General features: G+C 45.4%; 18 protein-coding genes. 5 read left to right on the top strand and 13 right to left on the bottom strand.

What is annotated here, in order from left to right; all coding sequences use genetic code 11:
* Positions 1–28: 28 nt before the first annotated feature.
* Together MMB75_RS17275 and MMB75_RS17270 are read right to left on the bottom strand one after the other, a co-directional pair.
* Positions 29–430 (bottom strand): O-methyltransferase, encoded by a 402-nt coding sequence (locus MMB75_RS17275; RefSeq protein ID WP_103042576.1) that lies wholly within the window; start codon positions 428–430, stop codon positions 29–31.
* A gap of 258 nt (positions 431–688) precedes the next feature.
* The gene (locus MMB75_RS17270; protein WP_277376086.1) at positions 689–2,476 is read right to left on the bottom strand and encodes a M3 family oligoendopeptidase; all 1,788 of its coding nucleotides are present in this window, start codon (positions 2,474–2,476) and stop codon (positions 689–691) included.
* Positions 2,477–2,574: 98 nt separating this feature from the next.
* On the opposite strand from MMB75_RS17270, the gene MMB75_RS17265 reads away from it, so the two are divergent.
* Both MMB75_RS17265 and MMB75_RS17260 read left to right on the top strand, forming a co-directional pair.
* The gene (locus MMB75_RS17265; protein ID WP_016819983.1) at positions 2,575–2,745 is read left to right on the top strand and encodes a YycC family protein; all 171 of its coding nucleotides are present in this window, start codon (positions 2,575–2,577) and stop codon (positions 2,743–2,745) included.
* Positions 2,742–2,978, top strand: coding sequence for a hypothetical protein (locus MMB75_RS17260; RefSeq protein ID WP_013372938.1), 237 nt, complete (start codon positions 2,742–2,744; stop codon positions 2,976–2,978). Before MMB75_RS17265 ends, MMB75_RS17260 begins: the two co-directional genes overlap by 4 nt.
* An 87-nt stretch (positions 2,979–3,065) precedes the next feature.
* Here the strand turns inward: MMB75_RS17260 and MMB75_RS17255 are convergent, their stop codons facing one another.
* Both MMB75_RS17255 and MMB75_RS17250 read right to left on the bottom strand, forming a co-directional pair.
* The gene (locus MMB75_RS17255; RefSeq protein ID WP_017427265.1) at positions 3,066–3,776 is read right to left on the bottom strand and encodes a DUF2225 domain-containing protein; all 711 of its coding nucleotides are present in this window, start codon (positions 3,774–3,776) and stop codon (positions 3,066–3,068) included.
* 42 nt (positions 3,777–3,818) lie between these two features.
* The gene (locus MMB75_RS17250; RefSeq protein WP_013372940.1) at positions 3,819–4,196 is read right to left on the bottom strand and encodes a globin domain-containing protein; all 378 of its coding nucleotides are present in this window, start codon (positions 4,194–4,196) and stop codon (positions 3,819–3,821) included.
* A gap of 411 nt (positions 4,197–4,607) precedes the next feature.
* Between MMB75_RS17250 and ylbJ the strand changes: the two genes are divergently transcribed.
* Together ylbJ and MMB75_RS17240 are read left to right on the top strand one after the other, a co-directional pair.
* Positions 4,608–5,906 (top strand): sporulation integral membrane protein YlbJ, encoded by a 1,299-nt coding sequence (gene ylbJ, locus MMB75_RS17245; protein WP_016819981.1) that lies wholly within the window; start codon positions 4,608–4,610, stop codon positions 5,904–5,906.
* A gap of 66 nt (positions 5,907–5,972) precedes the next feature.
* Positions 5,973–6,776 (top strand): NAD kinase, encoded by an 804-nt coding sequence (locus MMB75_RS17240; protein WP_017427262.1) that lies wholly within the window; start codon positions 5,973–5,975, stop codon positions 6,774–6,776.
* A gap of 138 nt (positions 6,777–6,914) precedes the next feature.
* Here MMB75_RS17240 and MMB75_RS17235 read toward each other — a convergent pair whose 3' ends face one another.
* On the bottom strand, positions 6,915–7,778 hold the full coding sequence (locus tag MMB75_RS17235; RefSeq protein WP_016819979.1) for a YutD family protein: 864 nt from the start codon (positions 7,776–7,778) through the stop codon (positions 6,915–6,917).
* A gap of 24 nt (positions 7,779–7,802) precedes the next feature.
* Positions 7,803–8,705 carry a lipoyl synthase gene (gene lipA / locus MMB75_RS17230; protein ID WP_016819978.1) on the bottom strand — a complete coding sequence of 301 codons (903 nt, stop codon included), beginning with the start codon at positions 8,703–8,705 and terminating at the stop codon, positions 7,803–7,805.
* Between the two features lie 243 nt (positions 8,706–8,948).
* Between lipA and MMB75_RS17225 the strand changes: the two genes are divergently transcribed.
* Complete coding sequence (locus tag MMB75_RS17225; RefSeq protein WP_277509285.1) at positions 8,949–10,055, top strand: M23 family metallopeptidase; 1,107 nt, start codon at positions 8,949–8,951, stop codon at positions 10,053–10,055.
* Between the two features lie 44 nt (positions 10,056–10,099).
* On the opposite strand, the gene yunB is transcribed toward MMB75_RS17225, so the two are convergent.
* From yunB to MMB75_RS17190, 7 genes are all read right to left on the bottom strand, one after another.
* Positions 10,100–10,849, bottom strand: a complete 750-nt coding sequence (gene yunB, locus MMB75_RS17220) for a sporulation protein YunB (RefSeq protein ID WP_017427260.1) — start codon at positions 10,847–10,849, stop codon at positions 10,100–10,102.
* Positions 10,850–11,046: 197 nt separating this feature from the next.
* Complete coding sequence (locus MMB75_RS17215) at positions 11,047–11,979, bottom strand: aldo/keto reductase (protein ID WP_016819975.1); 933 nt, start codon at positions 11,977–11,979, stop codon at positions 11,047–11,049.
* An 83-nt stretch (positions 11,980–12,062) separates the two neighbouring features.
* The gene (locus tag MMB75_RS17210; RefSeq protein ID WP_090890449.1) at positions 12,063–12,899 is read right to left on the bottom strand and encodes a carbohydrate ABC transporter permease; all 837 of its coding nucleotides are present in this window, start codon (positions 12,897–12,899) and stop codon (positions 12,063–12,065) included.
* Between the two features lie 2 nt (positions 12,900–12,901).
* The gene (locus MMB75_RS17205) at positions 12,902–13,804 is read right to left on the bottom strand and encodes a carbohydrate ABC transporter permease (protein ID WP_016819973.1); all 903 of its coding nucleotides are present in this window, start codon (positions 13,802–13,804) and stop codon (positions 12,902–12,904) included.
* Positions 13,805–13,836: 32 nt separating this feature from the next.
* A complete protein-coding gene (locus MMB75_RS17200) occupies positions 13,837–15,201 on the bottom strand; it encodes an ABC transporter substrate-binding protein (RefSeq protein WP_277509276.1) in 1,365 nt (454 codons plus the stop codon).
* A gap of 98 nt (positions 15,202–15,299) precedes the next feature.
* Positions 15,300–17,156, bottom strand: a complete 1,857-nt coding sequence (locus MMB75_RS17195) for a sensor histidine kinase (RefSeq protein ID WP_277509274.1) — start codon at positions 17,154–17,156, stop codon at positions 15,300–15,302.
* 23 nt (positions 17,157–17,179) lie between these two features.
* Complete coding sequence (locus MMB75_RS17190; RefSeq protein ID WP_277509272.1) at positions 17,180–18,775, bottom strand: response regulator transcription factor; 1,596 nt, start codon at positions 18,773–18,775, stop codon at positions 17,180–17,182.
* Positions 18,776–18,779: the final 4 nt, after the last annotated feature.

The raw sequence follows: 18,779 nt of genomic DNA, 5'->3' as shown, positions 1-18,779 counted from the left end.
CTTTTCTTTGCTCTTTTAATGTCGATGGTTATTCAGATTTAGCCGCGCGATATGTAGGCTTGTTATAGCGGATCATGAGATTCGCCATGTTGTAGTTAGACTCTAATGTTGCATCTACCAAGATTGTTCCTTGTCTGATGGCAAAATCGAAAGCAATCTCACCATGAGTCCAGCTACGCTTGTGATTTAGCGTTTCCAGGGCCATACGCCGAAAATGGTCCCGATGCTCTACAGATAAGCCTGGTTCTACTGCTGCAAATGTGCCACCTTTGCCTGCAATTGGATTATGCCGAATCCCAAATTTACCAACCACATTGTTCCGTATTTGTACAAATACGATCCCTGACGATAAACCCGCCAATTCATTATCCAATTCTTTAAAAACAATATCCATCTGCCTCACCAACGACAATTGACCTACTTCATTCATCAAAAACCCTCCTATATACCTTATATGAAAATATTTAATAGGTCTTACGGCTCAATTATATGCGAAGGTTTTTAAGCTTACAATCAAATTCAACATAATTGGGTATTTATAACTATTTTCTAAGTATACCCATCATTTTAAATTTCGCTAACAGGTAGCATCAATTGCACTTCGACATTTTGCGACTTTATTCATCATCCTCTGCAAAAATTACAAAAAAGGCCCCCCTTACGGGAGACCTTCTAAAATGTAACTCGGTTATTTTGTCATTTGCAAAAATTGCTCAATATCCTGAACAGTAACTTGTGCGGCGTTACGCCAGAAGTCAGCCTGTGTTAAATCGGTCCCCAAGTGCTTGGAGGCCAGTTCTTCTACTGTCATGCGACCTGTATCACGCAGCAAAGCATCATATTGGTCGGCAAAGCCATCCGGATTTTCCTTCGCAAAAGCGTAAATCCCTGCACTGAACATATACCCGAAAGTGTATGGGAAGTTGTAGAAAGGAGTTTCCGTAATATAGAAGTGCAGCTTGGAAGCCCAAAAATGAGGATGAGCCTCATCCAGAACCCCACAAAACGCTTCACGCTGCGCTTCTTCCATCAACTCGCTTAATTGCTGTGCTCCTACAACACCTTTTTTCCGCAGCTCGTAAAAACGGGTTTCAAACAGGAAACGGGCATGAATGTTCATAAAGAAGGCTACACCACGCTGAATTTTATCCTCCAGCAAAGCTACCTTCTCCTGACCCTCAGCAGCTTCCAGCAAAGCATCTGATACAATCAGTTCTGCCAGCGTCGATGCTGTCTCAGCCACGTTCATAGCATAATTTTGATTCAATGGATGCAATTCATTCATCACATGTTGATGATAACCGTGTCCTAGCTCATGGGCCAGTGTCGAAACGTTGGATGGTGATCCGGCATAGGTCATAAAAATACGGGTTTCTTTGCTTAGACGCAGAGATGTACAAAACCCGCCCGGACGCTTGCCTGGACGATCCTCTGCTTCGATCCAGCTTTTCTCAAAAGCCATCTGGGCAAAGTCGGCCATTCTCGAACTAAATTTACCAAATTGCTCAACAATCGTTGCGGCTGCATCGTCGTAAGGGATTTTAGTGGTCGATGTTCCCAGCGGAGCTTCAATGTCATGCCAGGACAGTTTTTCTAAGCCTAGCAGCTTGGCTTTCCGCTCCAGGTACTTGACTACAATAGGCTTTGTTTCATTAATCACCTGCCACATCGTATCCAACGTTTGGGCTGACATACGACTGATTTCCAGCGGTTCCTTAAGCACGTCAGTCCAGCCTCGGTTTTCATATAGCTTGAGGCGGAAGCCTGCCAGATGATTCAGCGTATCGGCACAGTAGTCCTCTACCTGAGTCCATGCCTCTTCCCAACGTGCAAATACGTCTTTACGTACGCTGCGATCTGCTTCATCCAGTTTATTCGCTGCCTGACCTACAGACAGGTGTACAATTTCACCATTTTCAGGCACCGGGATCGTCATATTTTTGACAATGGTATCATAAAAATCACCCCAGCCATGGTAACCATCCACTGCCAAATCCAATGCAAGGCTCTCCAGCTCAGGAGCCATTTTTTCGCGCGCTTCGTTCCGGTATTCAGTTAGGACAAAGGAAATCGGCTTGATCGCTTCGCGCTCCATCCACTTCTGCCAAATGTCTTCACTGGTTTGTGCCAGCAAGTTCTGGAAAGCGACTAAAGCACTTTTGTCTTGGGCATACAACGAATTGACACGCGCCCCCAGTTGAACAGCCAGCTTGTCATGCTGATTTTGAGCAGTTAAACAAGATACAAAAGAACCTGCCTGCGATGCTCCATTAAACAGCTCCTGTATGCTATTCAGAACACTATCCAGACGCTCGGTATCCAACACCGTTTGTGGCACTTTGGCTACTTTAAGCTGGGATTGCAGCTGTTGGACCTTGCTCTCCAGTTCTTCCAAAAATGCATGAAATGAGGCAGAGGAAGAGCCTCCGCTAAAAATAGATTCCAGATCCCATGTTTGCTTTAACGGTGTTTTCATAATAGTTCCACCTTTCTTTTTTGGCGAATTCATGTGGTTTCATATACAATAAAGCTACATCGTGATGGTACAATCACTACAATTAGGAGGAAAACAGGATGAGACCCTTACAAATTTCGCCGGAAACGGCTGTGAAATTATCCGAAAAACTCGGCATTCCGCTGGAACACCTTATGCATACACCCCAGCACATTTTGATGCAAAAGCTGGCCGAACTAGCTAAAGAAGAAGCCGCTGGCTCGAACGGCGGAGAATCGGACAAATCATGATTCCTTTTGATAAAACCTGGCCTTATGACATTGTCATGGGAGATGTTTATGTACAGTCTTGTCCGTTTTGCAACCATGATAACGTCTTGCTGCCCCTGAAGCCCAAAGAGCTTAAGCTCATTCATGAAGGCATGAAAAAGCTGCTTGTGTTTCCATGCTGCCATAACAAGGTTACTTTGGTGGATTGTGACGACGATTATTTGCTGTCAGATACCACGTTGCGCCATCATTAATTCATGAGGCAGTTGCAAGATAACTCGTTTTACAAACAAGGTGTGAACCATGAGCCTAAATTGGTCATAGTGCACACCTTTATTTCTTCAAGAGGAGCTTGCGTTCTGCATTTCCTCAGGTAGCTGGAAGTTTTTTGCCAGCATTTGTTCACGCAGGACAGACCACTGTTCACGAGAAGCTCTAATCATCGCTGCATCCATAATTTTCTTATCATTAATGACACGCGAAAACCAGCGCACTGCTTCGTTAAAGTTACCCGTACGTCGATGCAGTTCACCAATCAGATAAAGCAGTTTGGCATTATTCGCACCAACGCCCTCCAGCTCATAGACTCGAACATAGGAATCCAAACTAAATTTGAGAAAGCGAAGCTCCTGCTCCTCATTCCCCTGGTATCTGTACATCCATGCAATATGCTGCAATAGACTGGCTACTACGCGTTCCTTTTCTCCGATGACCTGTGCACAGAGTAAACCCAACTTGTACGTTTCTAACGCCTCTTCCCAGCTACGATGCCCGCCATATTCGCGAGGCTGCCAGCGATTACCGATTTTATCCTTAAATAGCTTGGTTTGCTGATCGCTTAACTGAACGGTAGAGTGCTCTGTCGAAGTAAATCCACAATGAGGACAGACCCGTACGACATAAAAATCGGGATTTTCGTTCTTATAATAAGCGCAAAAATCTGAATCGGTACGAATAGCCTTCTTTAGGCTTGGTCTGACACGGGATGTCTGAAATTCTTGTTCGCATTGCGGACAGACGATTTTGATCTGATATAACGGTTCAAGTTCCAATGTTTTTACAACCCTCTCCAAAATTCGGCAATCCCCGAAAGCTTACGGGGTATTTACAAAATGATGCGCAGGACCGGACAAACGACTAAGTATGATGGAACGAAGCGGCTCCTCAATTCCCGTATCCGTTAACGCATCTGCCATACAAGACAACCATGCCTCTGCTCGCTCCTCCGTCACGGGGAACTTCATATGTCTGGCACGTAACATCGGATGACCATATGCATCAGAAAAGAGGGACGGCCCTCCAAAAAACTGGCTCAGGAACATAAACTGCTTTTCCTTTACCGGCTCCATGTCTTTAGGAAACAGGGGACTTAACAACGGATCTTTATAAACTCTCGGGTAGAAGGCCTCAATAATAGCACGAATACCTTCCGCACCCCCAAGGTTGTCATAAATGCTCAGGCTAGGATTCACTTTTCCTCCAACTTTCTGTGCTATGGTAATAAATATACACTCGTATTATAACAAAAAACAAAAAATGACGCTAAAAATAAGCGTCATTTTATCAATTTAACATATGAAGAGGTTTGCTTCACTGCACATCGCTTCGTCATTCCATGAATACCACTAATAACTCCGCCAATCCTCTTCACCGGGATGGACGAGAGAGGCACGAATGACATACACAAAAGCACATACAAACAGACCGGCAACGATACTCATCCTGATCACTCCATCCTTAAGGTTATGGAATCGTTGTTTTCTTATTTTAACATACTCTTTACAAAAAAACAGCATTCCATGTAATCGTTTTCTTTACTTTTTTGTACTCTTTGTCCATCCTCGACATAGGTATAATAGTACAACTCCAAAGGAGGGGCCTCTATGTCGCTGTACCGCCGTTTCTCGCTTCCTTTGCTCATCCTTATGCTGTTATTCCTATTCATACTGATGGCCGCGTATCCGCAATCTTCTTTGAATGCCGGGCTTCGCGGTCTTGCCATCTGGTGGGATGTGCTGTTCCCGTCCCTATTCCCATTTTTCGTTATTTCCGAGCTTCTTCTCGGCTTTGGAATTGTCCATTTCATAGGTGCGCTACTGGACCCACTGATGCAGCCTCTATTCCGTGTACCTGGGTGCGGGGGGTTTGTCGCGGCGGTCAGTTGTGCATCCGGCTACCCTATAGGGGCCAAATTAACCGCTAAGTTGTGGGAACAAAAATGGATCACTCGCATTGAAGGTGAACGTTTGGTCGCGTTTACGACTTCCTCTGATCCGATATTTCTGATTGGTGCAGTTTCTGTTGGCTTCTTCCATCAACCCGAAATTGCACTCGTCCTGGGAGCGGCTCATTACGGTGGCGTTCTCATCATCGGACTACTCATGCGCTTCCATGGTTCCCGTTCAGAAAAAAACGATATTCGCAGCGAACGCTCTCAACCTCCTCAAAAAGCCTGGTCGAAGTCTGCTAACACATTAACAACAGGTCGCAATAAACAGCCTGGGCCACTGCGCCAAGCGTTATGTGCCATGCATACAGCACGTTTGGAAGATGGCCGTCCATTGGGTGAGTTGCTTCGTCAGGCGATTGCTTCCTCCCTACGCCTTATTATTGTCGTAGGAGGGCTAGTTGTATTCTTCTGCGTCATTTTAGAAGCTTTGACGAACTCCGGCTTAATGAGCGGGCTTCATCTGCTTACGGCTAGCCTATTGTCTGCCTGTGGTCTTCCTCCTACATTAACAGAGTCCATCGTAGGTGGTATTTTTGAAGTCACTTTAGGTGCGCAAGCTGCGGGTGAAGCCGCAGCAGCGGCATTACCGTTCAAGGTAGCCGCAGCAGCTTTTGTTCTCTCCTGGGGCGGGCTATCCGTCCATGCACAGGTTGCAAGTATTTTAAATATGACAAATCTCCGCTATATGCCATTTTTGCTGGCCCGGGCTGCGCACGGGATCATCTCTGCATTGCTAGCTCTCGTATTATGGCGCCCATTAATGGGGCAGGGAAGCTCTCCAGTCTTTTCTCCGGTCCACGATATCGCATGGTCCCCTGGCTTCTCGTCCGCTATGCTGCTGCAAAGTCTGCTGCTTCTTGCCTGCATACTGGCCGGAATGCTTGCTCTCTCCTGGTTAAGCGTGGGTACAAGTCGCTTATTCATACGATTGAAAGGAACACACCGGCAATGAACGATTGTGTTCTTGCTCATAATTGATTATGATCGATATATACCCATGACAAAGGAGCTTTTCATCTTGAGATATTATGTTCTGGATCGCGGGGATCAGCACTCCATGGACTTGAGTCAGCAATTTCACCGTCTTGCCCAAGAAAAGAATTTCAAGCTGGATGCCGAATCGCCGGAAATCGTCGTGTCTATTGGAGGCGATGGTACGATGCTTCATGCGTTTCATACCTTCATTGACCGCATTCCGGATATTGCCTTTGTTGGTGTACATACCGGTCATCTGGGCTTTTACGCGGATTGGCGTGCGGACGAGCTGGAGGAGCTAATCCACCTGATGAGCCAAAGCGGATCTAAGGGACCGCTTAACCCGAGAATCGTTAAGTATCCACTGATTGAGTTGGAAATTCACAAGAAGTCAGGCAATGCTTCTTTTATTGCCTTAAATGAGTTTACATTAAAAGGGGTAGATGGCACGGTCGTTGCCCAAGTAGATATTAACGATATCACCTTTGAGATGTTCCGTGGTGATGGTATATGTGTTTCTACACCTTCAGGAACAACCGCCTATAATAAAGCACTTGGCGGAGCTATGGTTCACCCTACCATTGAAGCATTACAGTTGACTGAGATCGCTTCCATTAATAACCGTGTGTACCGGACATTGGGATCCCCCCTGCTACTGCCAAAACATCATCATTGTGATATTTTTTCACGGAAAGATCAGCGTCTTTTACTGACTGTAGATCACCTGAACTTTCCTGTGGATGACTTGATCTCTGTTCGATGTCAGGTTGCAAGTCAGAAGATCAGCTTCGCTCGTTACCGTCCTTTCCCATTTTGGGATCGGGTACGCAACGCTTTCCTCAATTAGAATCTGTAAAAGAGCCAAATCCTGGCTCTTTTTTTAATTGATCAGAAGGAAGCGTTAGTCCCATTTTAAAATTTGCAAAAAGTTGATCATAACATGGGCAGTTGTGGAGGACTTACAAACAAAACGGCTCCTGAAAATTCAGGAACCGTTTTGTTGTGGAGATGTGAATGTTTTATTTTTTTGACGCTGGCCCTCGGGTTCACGCGAAACACGAACTTGCCGTCCCTCCCGATTTTCCTTTGGCTGGCGATCATAGCGTGGCCCACGCGATTCCTTTTTATCGAAGTTTCCTTGTGGATTGCGCTGCCTACGTGGTTCCCGGGCTTGCTGCCCTTCCCCCGAACTTCGCCCATCCTTTGCTTCACGCGGTTCCCTTGGCTGGCGCGAATCACGTGCTTCACGCTGCCGATTTCCTTCACGTCCTTCTCTGGATGGGCGACTTTCGCGAGCTTCACGCGGCTGTCGTTCACGTGCTTCCTGCGCATCCTTCGGTTCCCTACGTTGCAACTCTCGTGGTTGGCGGGCTTCTGAAGGCTGTTCCACTCTCGACTCCTCTGTAGCTGCGGAATCCTGCTGTGGTTGCGGCCATTCCGTTTGTCCAGCTGAAGGTTGCGAACCTTCTTGGCGCTCTTCAGTTTCTGACATTTCCGCTTGTTCCCTTTGAGCATCTACCAACTGCTGGATGTCGGGAGGAACGAAGTCATCACTGGTACCGTTCTTATTTTCAACTTCACGGCTTTTTTGCAGCACAAAATAGGCACAGCCAAAATTGCAGTATTCATTAATATAATCGTCCAATACCACAATGGATGTATCTTTATTGGCTTTGGGGTGCCCTTCTCGATAAAACCCCTTCAGACGAAGCTGATTGTAACCCCAATCGCCAATAATATAATCATAGCGATCCAACACTTCACTATATCGATCACGAAAGGCTTCGGGATTCCACCCGTTCTTGTGATCCTGCAACACTTCATAGTTTTTACCACCAATTTGAAACAAGCTATTCTGACCGCCTTTCCCGGATCAAACCTGCGAAAGGGCGCTTTCTTCCTTATGCTGAGCGGCCGACTTCACCTGCTCATGCGCTTGGTAGGAGCTGCGGACCATCGGACCGGATTCGACGTGGCTGAATCCTCGCTGTAATCCCTCTTCCTTTAACTTCGCAAAATCTTCCGGTGGATAATATTTTTGCACGTATAAATGTTTCTCGGATGGCTGCAAGTATTGACCAATTGTCATAATGTCACAATCGACTTTGCGCAGATCATCCATGGTTTGTAAGATCTCGTCCCACTCTTCTCCGACACCTAACATGATGCTTGATTTCGTTGGGATATCCGGATTTAATTGTTTTGCACGTTGAAGCAATTCCAGAGAGCGATGATATTTCGCTTTAGCCCGAACCTTGTCGGACATGCGTTCCACCGTTTCAATATTATGATTCAAAATATCTGGCTTGGCATCCATGACGATTCGCAGCGACTCAATGTCGCCCATAAAGTCGGGAATCAATACTTCTACACTGCAAAAAGGTAATCGGCGGCGAATCGCACGAACCGTTTCTGCAAATATTGTAGCGCCCCCGTCTTTCAAATCATCGCGGGCCACACTGGTTACGACACAGTGTTTTAAATTCATGTTCTCAGCCGCTTCTGCGACGCGTTCAGGCTCCTGCAAGTCCAGTTCCGTAGGCATTCCCGTATTTACTGCGCAAAAACGACACGCACGCGTACAAATATCACCCAAAATCATAAATGTAGCTGTCCTGTTGGCCCAGCATTCATATATATTAGGGCATCGTGCCTCCTCACATACGGTATGTAATGTCTTGGAACGCATCATGCTCTTGATTTCCTGATAGTTATCGCCTGTCGTAAGTTTAATACGAATCCAATCGGGTTTAGCTTCCTTCACTTTTTTAGACAATGGCATAGACCTTCTTTCTGATAAGCTTAAGCTGTCATTGCCATACATTATAGCATGAAAGCCATGGAAAAACCTCCATTCATTGTTCCCTTTTTGATATGACATTGATGCCGGAAAAAGTAAACTCTTGAGATGGATAAAAGCGGCGGATATGGCTCAATCTAATCAAAAGCGCCCTAATTACGCAAATACGGGCCAAGAATTTACCGGGCGCTTAAGCCCTTTTATAGGAGGTCGGTTCACGTGTCTTACCCTATGCGGGCAGTCCGCGCTGTTCGTCTGTTATCGCTGCTGTTGTGCGCTACTACACTGACAACGGCTTGTCCGCTTCCTGCTCACGCCTTTACCGAGGACACAAAGTCCTCGTCAGCCGGAAATAACCTGACAACAAATATGGATGCTTCACATGCTTCGTCTTCATCGTATACGTCCAGACTTGCCTTATATCACTCCATTGAAGCCCTGACAGGAGTCCCTTGGTACAGACTGGCTGCCATCGACCAGTACGAACGCACACTCACGGTGGCCCATCCCAAGGATCGCAAGCATGCGGAACGGATCATAGGTATTTTTGTGACGGGACCGGTATGGTCCGGTCTGTTGAACCCTGATGCCGAGGATCAAAATCCACGTTCCATTGAACTATTTTCCGGGCTGGGACAAGACGGCTCAGGCGATGGAATCGCTGACCGCAATAATGACAAGGATTTGCTGTTCAGCATCGCTTCTTATCTCGGAAAGTATGGAAATAACGAGGATGAATTTGGTATTGCCATGTGGGAATATTACCATAACAGCCGCTCGGTTCAAAGAGTTCAGCAGTTTGCCAAGCTGTATCAGAGGTATGGCAAACTTGATCTGGTCAGTCAAGCTTTTCCGCTGCCTCTAGGCAGCATTTATAGCTACCGCAGCACTTGGGGAAGCCGACGCAGCTGGGGGGGCTACCGTATACACGAGGGGACTGACCTGTTTGCTGGCTACGGAGTTCCGGTTCGCAGCACCTGCTACGGTGTAGTTGAAATGAAGGGCTGGAACCCCTTCGGAGGCTGGCGAATCGGTATTCGTGATCTCAACAACCGCTATCACTACTATGCACACCTTTCCGGCTTTGATAAAACCGTTCATAACGGAGACATCGTCACGCCTGGTCAGACGGTGGGCTGGGTCGGAAGCTCGGGCTATGGGAAACCGGGTACCCAAGGCAAATTCCCACCACATCTACACTATGGTATATACCGGGACAATGGCTGGACAGACTGGTCCTTTGATCCATATCCGCTATTAAGACAGTGGGAGCAGAGTGAACGTAAAGCGCTCAAATCAGGAAAAACCAAAGGGACTTCCTCATAGGTCCCTTTGGTTTTTTTGAGTAACTCACACTCATCCCCTCTTGTTTATGGCGTTGGGGACTGATTGAGGGAATTGGGGTCTTCCTGTATCTCTGGAACACTTTCTATGCTGGAACCTACAGCACCGCTACTCTCTATGGAATGGGAAGGCAGTGCCAACTGCGGAGCGGTTGCACCATTTTTGCCGACTGGTTTCCCCTGATTGTCATAGTAGTACATCGGGACGTTGCCCACTACCAGCAAATAAGAAACCGGAATTTCCGTCTCCACAATCTGAGGTTGCATTTCAAACGGTATAACCACAGACACTTCCGTCGTAATTCGAATGTACACTTCCACCAAGATCATGTTTATGCCCGCATCCTGCTGACGTGTATTTAAATCCACCTTGATTGCTCCATGCGGCTCCACTTTTAGGGGAACCTTGGGTCCATAAGCTGCCAGTAGCGGACTCCCCAATGCCTGACCAATCGGAACACTTTCATCAAAATGACTCATACTGTCCATCGTTGCCTTGACTGCTTTGAGCGTGTCTGACGTAATTCTCATATGCTCCGCATAATTTAGAACAAATCCAGAGGTTCTCCCTTGCGTATCCGTTCTCCATTCGATCAAATTATCAGCAGTCTTCCCCTGCTCTACCTGCGCAGTAATTGCTGAATTAATAGCCTCTGTCGCCATTTGTTTGACCCGCACTTTAGCCAGATGCATCATGGGTGGCTTCAAATGCTGTTCCACATAGGCGGCCACCTGTACGATTCCTACCAGCAGCGCCAATGCCACAATGAGCCACATCCTGCGTCTGCCACGTCGCCTTCTGTTCGGTCTGCTGTGCCATTGCGGTTTTCTATTCATTCTGATCCCCCCGCAGCGATGAGCTTACTTTAGAAGGATATGCCGCAAATAAACGAAAAAGAAGCCGCCCGTCCGGCAGCTCCTCCTGGTGGTAAACATATATGATTTCAAATACGATTCAGTCCAAGCTCAACTCATTATTTGAAAATGTGGTCAATCTTCTCGATATCCGCTTGACTCAATTGGACATTCAGCGTTTTCAGATTCGCCAGAACCTGCTCCGGTCCCTTCGCGCCTGGAATGAGGGCATCAATCGAATCACGGGTCAAATACCATGCAAGCACCACATGAGCAACCTCTGCATTCAACGCATTAGCGATCTCGCGTACCTGCTCCACTTTGTCCAAATTACGAGCAAATGCCTCTCCCTGAAACAATGGATCTTTCGCTCTGATGTCCGTGAAAGTCATGTCTTTCGTATACTTACCACCTAGTAGTCCAGAAGCTAGCGGGAAATACGGCACAAACGAAATGCCATTTTCCTTAGTATAAGGCAGCAGATCCTTCTCAGCTTCCCGTTGCAACAAATTATAATGGGATTGAAGCACATCTACATAGCCGTCACTATTCGCATCCTTAAGTTGTTCAATGGTAAAGTTAGATACACCAATAGCTTTAATTTTGCCTTCGTCCTTAAGCTTCTTCAGTTCTCCGACTGCTTCTGCCTTTGGCGTAGCTTCATCTGGGAAATGGATATAGAACAGATCAATATAATCCGTTTGTAATCTTTTCAGACTGGATTCGACGGATTCACGTAAAAAAGCAGGCGAGTTGTCAAAAACAACCTCTCCGTTCACAAATTTATGCGCTCCCTTGGTCGCTATGACAGCTTCCTCACGTTTGCCGCGCTCTTTAAGTACCTCACCGATCAACCGCTCTGAGTGCTCAGGCCCATAAATAAAAGCTGTATCCAGAAAATTGATGCCGTTATCCAAAGCTGTGCGAACGACTTCTTTGCCCGTTTCATTGTTCAAACCGGAAAAAAGATTATGTCCTCCTACCTTATTCGCACCCAAACCGATTGGTTTTACATATAAATCTGTTTTGCCAATACGCACTTGCTCTGCCAATTCACGTCATCTCCTTTTCGAAAGTTACTTCCATTTTATTATTAGATTCCAAAAAAAGCAAAGTGCGTACCTGGCAGTTGTCCTCATCCCTTGATCCCCGTTAAGGCAATACCTTCCATAAAATACTTCTGTCCTATGGCAAAAAGAATGATAGCTGGCAACACGACAATTAAAGAAGCGGCCATCAGAACACCCCATTGCGCCGAATATATTCCCTGAAACTGCTGTAGCCCAATCGCCAACGTAAATTTGCTTTCATCATTAAGATAAACGAGCGGTCCCATAAAATCATTCCATGTGTTCAAAAATGTAAACAATCCGATGACCAAAATCGCTGACCGGGATAAAGGTAAAATAATGCGAGTAAAGATAGTAAAATGGTTGCCTCCATCCACAAATACAGCTTCATCCAGTTCTCGCGGAAGAGTCATGTAAAATTGTCTTAGCAAAAAAATATTAAAAACGCCTCCACCAAAAAAAGAAGGTAATACCAATGGAACGTATGAATTAACCATGCCTAGTGCCTGCCAACCAATAAATGACGGAATCAGCGTGACCGCAAACGGCAGCATCATGCTGCTTAATAACAAGGCAAATACCTTATCTCTTCCTTTCCATCTCATTCGCGCAAAGCTATAGGCAGAAATGGTACTCGACAGGAGTACACCCGCTAAAGTACCTGCAACGACAATAAATGTGTTCACAAAATAGCGCCCAAACGATAACTCTTCAAACGGCTGAAAAAAATTCTCAAGTACAAATGGCTCCGGAATCCATTTCGGTGGGATCAAAAAAATCTGACTTAAATCCATCATGGAGCTTCTCACCAGCCAGTAAAAAGGAAACATGCAGAACAATGAGCCCACGATGAGAACTGCGTAGAGTAAAACCCTGCTCCAACTCCATCCGCGTTTTTTCATGCTCACGCCCCCCCGCCTTCGTAATACACCCATTTGCGGGCTGTCTTGAACAAAAAGGCAGTGAATACCAAAACGACAATAAAGAGCACCCAAGCAATAGCACAGGCATAACCCATATTCGAAAAAGTAAATGCCTCACGGAACAGATAAAATGTATAAAATAAGCTGGAGTTATTGGGTCCACCCTGAGTCATGACGTAAGGCTGGACAAACACCTGAAATCCACCGATGAAGCCCATAATCGTATTAAAAAAAATCGTAGGCGATGTCAATGGAATTGTAATATAAACAAGCTTATGAAGAGCACTCCCGCCATCAATTTCAATGGCTTCATAATAATGCCTAGGTATATCTTGCAAGCCAGCCAGAAAAATAATCATGGTTCCCCCAACGGTCCATAAACTCATTAAAACCAGTGTAGGAACTACCGACCCTTCACTATAAATCCATTGACTTTCCGGCAAATGCAGCGCACGCAGCACCACATTCAGTAAACCAAGATCGGGATCAAACAGCCACATCCAGATCATAGACGATGCTATGAGTGGCACAATCGTAGGCAGATAAAAAACGGTTCTGAAAAAAGCCAGACCTTTTACCTTTTGATTAAGTAATATCGCTAAAAAGAAGGCTACTATAATTTGCAGGGGCACACTCAAAAACACATAATAAAACGTAACCCCAAGGGATTTATAAAAAAATTGGTCCGTACCGTCAAATAAGTGGACGTAATTATCCAGACCGATAAAATGGGCCTGTGAAGCAACCTTATAATCGGTAAGACTGAACCAGAGACTAGCGATCATCGGTCCCAGAACAAAAATGACAAAGCCGAGAATAGCAGGGGCGGCAAAAAGCCACCCCAACCCATTTTCCTTCTTACGAATAGAAGATAATGATTGCATTCTATCCCTCTCTTTCTGTCAAAACCCTCACCTTATTCTTTCGGATATGTCCCCTTAAATTCAGCGTTGGCCTTGGCGGAAACCTCCTTAAATGCTTGCTCCACCGTTTTCTTGCCCAGCCATACCTGATCCAGCGCCGGGTTAATAATTGCATTGATTTTTTCCGAATTCTTCAAATAATAGTCGTAAGAATTGACACCGTTATGCAGCGTTTGGTTCATGACTGCATCACGATATCCATCCGCATGGCCTGGCTTGACATCTGCCCATTTGCTAATCAAGTCTGGTTCGGTGTACCACTTTTTCATGACAGGCATCCACAATCCGCTGGAATGCATGTCAAGCCCGCTTTCAGCATCCAGCAAGAATTTATAAAACATCCATGCTTCTTTCGGATGTTTGGTTTTGGCAGAGATTACTTCCGGTTCGCCAAACAGGATTGTTTTGCTGCTTTTCAGTTTGGGTAACACGCCTACACCAAAATTCACCTTCGATTCTCCGAGATCCAATTGGACCCACTGCCCATCCAGATCCATCGCTACACGTTTGCTTTGCAATGCTACGGCCGGGGAAGGGATATTTTTGGACTGCGTGGGCGACGGTGCCACATGATACTTGTTGATCAGATCCGCCATCTTTTGCACGGCTTCAATCACATCAGGGTTTTCAAGATTAAGCGAGTCCCCTTTATCTGAAATAACGCTTGCGTTGTTGGAAGGAACTAGCAGATGCCACATCCATGTGTCAAACCGAACTCCATACTGTTTGATGTTACTTGCATCGAAATTGGGGCTAAGCGCATTATTTCCCGCTTTATCAATGGTGAGCTTTTGCGCTGTCTCTAAGAACTGTTCCCATGTCCAAGCCTCTTCAGCTTTGATTGGCGGCAAGGCAACACCAGCCTCATCAAACAAATCCTTGTTGTAATAGAGCGCAAAGGCTTCCTCCGTCACCTTGACCCCTGCCACTTTATCCTTATCCCAATAGATGACTGAATTAGGAATGAGACTCTCCTTCGTTAGCTCCTTATCCTCCTTCAAAAATTCATTTAAATTATATAGTTTGCCTTGTTCAGCCCATTGCAGAGCCTGTGCTTTATAAATAGGAAATACATCTGGTGCCTGATTGGCGGCAAACATCGTCGTTAATTTGGTGACGTAATCCCCGGGGATGTGCATATAGTTGATTTTGATCCACGGATATTTGTCTGTGAATTTTTGGGCGATCTCCTGTTGAACCTTCTTCTCATTGGTGCTCCCCCAACTGGCATAGGTCAGTGTCACTTGCTCGTGCCCCTGCAAATCTACTGGCTTACTGCTGCTCTCATTTGAACTACAGGCTGACATCAGTCCAACGACCAAGCACATGCAGATGATCCATAACTTTCGTTTTAACATGAGTAACGCCCCCAAACCGTTTATTTTTTATCTTTTCGTTTGTTGCTTCGTCACTAAATTTATTTTAGCAAACGCTTACATTTTTGAAAGTCGCACTCTCATTGGATTGGTGTCATTTGATTAGATCTATGTGTTTCTCCGATTCGGATCAGGACAAATGTCCCTTTATCTTCTGGTGAGTGGAGCGCAACCCCATATTCCATCCCATATAACAGCCGTACTCTTCTGTCTACATTTTTAATGCCCGTTGACCGGATTTCTCCAGCTTGAATGCGGCGTATATGATCTTCTTGAATTCCTAATCCATTATCCTCGACTTTAAAACACACCAATTGCTTTTCGACCCAGGCTGTGATCTTAATCCGACCACCTGATTCCATTTCGGCGAAGCCGTGAATAATTGAATTCTCCACAAAAGGCTGCAAGAAGAGTTTGGGAACCTCCATCTGAAGTAAAATGGGATCAATATCATACTCCACTGTGAACTTGTTCTCAAAGCGATTTTGCATAATATAAATGTATTTTTCCAGCCAATTCAGATCGGTTTCCAGGCTCCAGGTCTCGTTTTTGTTTCGAGTCGTAATTTGCAGCATTTCCGCCAGACTAATGATCAATCGACCCAGTTCCTGTTGTTTATGTTCTAATGCGATCCAATACATTGTCGTTAAGGTGTTATACAAAAAATGGGGATTAAGCTGTAAATTAAGTGCCATTAACTCCGATTCTTTGGCTCGCAGACGTGATTTGTAATTTTCTTCGATCAAATCTTTAATTTTCTCATTCATTTGATTAAATCGGATCACCAGATCCCCCAATTCATCATAGCCGCGTTCAGGAATTCGAATATCAAAATGTCCCTTTTCCATTACCTTCATCGCCTGTTTCATATCCGTGATGGGCTTACTGATGTATACCGACAGCAAATAAGCAAGGATGACAGCAATGAGCATCATAAAGCCTAAAAAGAACAAGGTGTAGGTACGAATCGTTGACAAATGCCCCAGTACATCTTCCATGGGAATGGCTATATATGATACCCAGCCCGTCGTCTTCATCGCTTCGTAAACCAGTAGTATACTTTGACCCTTCACGTTTACCATTTTTGTCCCTTGTTCTGAAGTAATGGCATTCTTCAGCCAATCCGCCACGGGCTCCCCCGCTTGTTGCTGTCGATCTGAGCTCATGACTATCCCGTTGTTATCGTGAATCATACCGTAGGATAGATGTGCAAATCCGCTGCGGGCTGCATAATCTTCAAAACCATCCTTTAACAAATCAGGCCGGAAATTCAATATAAGTATAGGCTTTTCCTTTCCTTCAGGAAGCGTATGGAAGGTTCCAGCATCATCTAATGCAGTCAAATGAAGCTGCTTAACCACAGCAAATAAAGAGCTAAAATCATAGGAACCTTGTTTTAAATCCTGCTGATGAAAGGTGTCGGCATACGAATAGGCAGGAATCCACCTGGTAGCCCCCTCTGCTTGTACCGCCGTTGTCGCCAAGGGAGAAGAATAGAACGGCAGAACGGGAAAATACATCCGCTCTGTACTTCCGTATGCATACTTTGGCGTCATAATCTGAGAAGCGTATACTTCCTCTATATTGCCAAAGTATCTGTACAAAATTTTCGTAATGCTGCGATCAGCTCGTAAAAGCGACGAAGAATCCGTAGTATCCACGTCTGTGATGGTCTGTAAAAGATCATGATCAATTGGAATCATATCTACGGTTTTTTGAATAGCTGTCAGCTTGTTATCCAGCAGCTGGTTATTGCTACGCAATACACTTGTAACGCTATCTGTTACGTTTGCAGTAATATTTCGCGCACTGGTTTCGAAGTAGACAAAGCCCAGGATCAAAACGATAAAACCAGACAACAAAAAATAGGACAGCATCAACTTCGTACGAAAGCTACTGTCCAAAAATTTTTGATATATATATTTGACTTGGCGCATTGTACCTTCCTTTCACCTAACGATTAAATGAATTTTCTACGAAACTCCTCGGGTGTGTGCTTAACGTTTTTTTTGAACACTTTAAAGAAGTACTTGGTATCTTTATAACCAACCTGTCTACTAATTTCTGCGACCTTGGCGTCTGTATGCAGCAGTAAGTGCTGAGCCTTTTGCATTCTGAGCTTCACCATATATTCCGTGAACGAGAGCCCAAAATAGTTTTTGAACAGAATGCTAAAATAGGACGCATTATAGTGAAAGCGCCGGGCCACAATCTCCAGACTTAGTTCTTCATGTAGATGTGTATCCAGAAATTCCTTGCATTTTTTCATGATGGGTTCACCTTTGGAGCTGCCATCAAGCTCAAGAATCAGCTCTTTTAACCATGCTGCAATACGATCCTCAAGATTTTGGAGAGATGTGGCCTCTTTGACAGCTCGGTTCAACTGTTCCGAGTAACGTGAGTAGACTTCCTCACTCCACCCTATATTTAACCGTGGTAAACTAACTAGCAGAAGGTGTATTAATTTAGCTTTAAGCGCATCAGGTGGAGGATACCCTTGCGTCATTCGTCCAATGAAATGTTGCACCCGTTCCAATAGCTGATCGGGCTTCCGATTAGAGATAGCGCTTTCAATGGATTTCAGAAAGGCTATCTGTTCATGAGTGCTCATTTCCTGTATCGACTGTTCATCATCTAAAACGACAAGGTTCAAACATCTGGTGTGAGGTGTATAAAATCGCATGGAGATAAGGCGAACAGCCTTTTCGTGAGATTGGCTTATTTGCATTTCATCGAAGTCAAAAGGCTGACCCCAAGCAAACCAAATGGAGATAGCTTGCTGCTGCTCCACCTTTTTCAGTCCAGCTTGAAGTGCGCTTTTGGCCTCCTTGCCTTCAGCCCTTTCCCTCCAATTCACTACAACGACCATATGCTCTTTAGGGGTTTCAAGCGGGAACACGACAGAAGATGCCCACGGTCGCAATATTTCAACAACCGCGTTTCGTAGCTTAGAATCCCACGCATATATATCCTCGGGGCGGGATGCAGATGTCCCCAACGCGAGGACTTCTCCTACCCCCTGCCATCCAAAGTGACTCTTTAATAAGCTTTTCTCGTTAGGCTGTAACTTGTCTGTCACGCATCTACTAAACAAATGCTCCACAAAGGCAGGCATGCTTTGCTCGATCTGATTCAACGCTGTTCGATTTTCACCGAGTGCTCCCTGCTCTTCTACAATGATCTTCTCCATTTGTTGAATCACTTCAATAAGCTGCTGTGATTGCACCGGTTTCACCAAATAATCATTCGCTCCGTACCGTACCGCCTGCTGTGCATAGCTAAATTCCTGATAGACTGTCACTAAAATAACTTTGGTCTCATGCTGACCCGATGTTCTCAATTGTTGTAGATATTCAATCCCATTCATAATCGGCATTTGAATATCTGTAAAAACGATCTGGATCGGCTGGGATAATGAAATGGTCAAAGCATCTTTCCCATTCTTGGCTTCCCATACCTCGTATTCTGGACGTAAATCCCGGATCATGGCAGCCAACCCACGACGCTGCCTAGTTTCATCATCTACAACAAGCACTCCCAGCGGGATCGAATTCACAGAC

The sequence above is a fragment of the Paenibacillus sp. P2(2022) genome (assembly GCF_029522175.1).
Taxonomy (GTDB): Bacteria; Bacillota; Bacilli; order Paenibacillales; family Paenibacillaceae; genus Paenibacillus; species Paenibacillus polymyxa.
The sequence above is the reverse complement of the archived record's forward strand: the minus strand, read 5'-3'. Positions and strand labels throughout refer to the sequence as shown.

What these genes read in the sequence shown, in the direction of transcription:
- MMB75_RS17210 (WP_090890449.1), bottom strand. Translation starts at nt 12,899, where the DNA reads ATGAAAAAACGCGGATGGAGTTGGAGCAGGGTTTTACTCTACGCAGTT.
- MMB75_RS17270 (WP_277376086.1), bottom strand. Translation starts at nt 2,476, where the DNA reads ATGAAAACACCGTTAAAGCAAACATGGGATCTGGAATCTATTTTTAGC.
- MMB75_RS17260 (WP_013372938.1), top strand. Translation starts at nt 2,742, where the DNA reads ATGATTCCTTTTGATAAAACCTGGCCTTATGACATTGTCATGGGAGAT.
- ylbJ (WP_016819981.1), top strand. Translation starts at nt 4,608, where the DNA reads ATGTCGCTGTACCGCCGTTTCTCGCTTCCTTTGCTCATCCTTATGCTG.
- MMB75_RS17205 (WP_016819973.1), bottom strand. Translation starts at nt 13,804, where the DNA reads ATGCAATCATTATCTTCTATTCGTAAGAAGGAAAATGGGTTGGGGTGG.
- MMB75_RS17265 (WP_016819983.1), top strand. Translation starts at nt 2,575, where the DNA reads ATGAGACCCTTACAAATTTCGCCGGAAACGGCTGTGAAATTATCCGAA.
- yunB (WP_017427260.1), bottom strand. Translation starts at nt 10,849, where the DNA reads ATGTGGCTCATTGTGGCATTGGCGCTGCTGGTAGGAATCGTACAGGTG.
- MMB75_RS17200 (WP_277509276.1), bottom strand. Translation starts at nt 15,201, where the DNA reads ATGTTAAAACGAAAGTTATGGATCATCTGCATGTGCTTGGTCGTTGGA.
- MMB75_RS17275 (WP_103042576.1), bottom strand. Translation starts at nt 430, where the DNA reads ATGAATGAAGTAGGTCAATTGTCGTTGGTGAGGCAGATGGATATTGTT.
- MMB75_RS17195 (WP_277509274.1), bottom strand. Translation starts at nt 17,156, where the DNA reads ATGCGCCAAGTCAAATATATATATCAAAAATTTTTGGACAGTAGCTTT.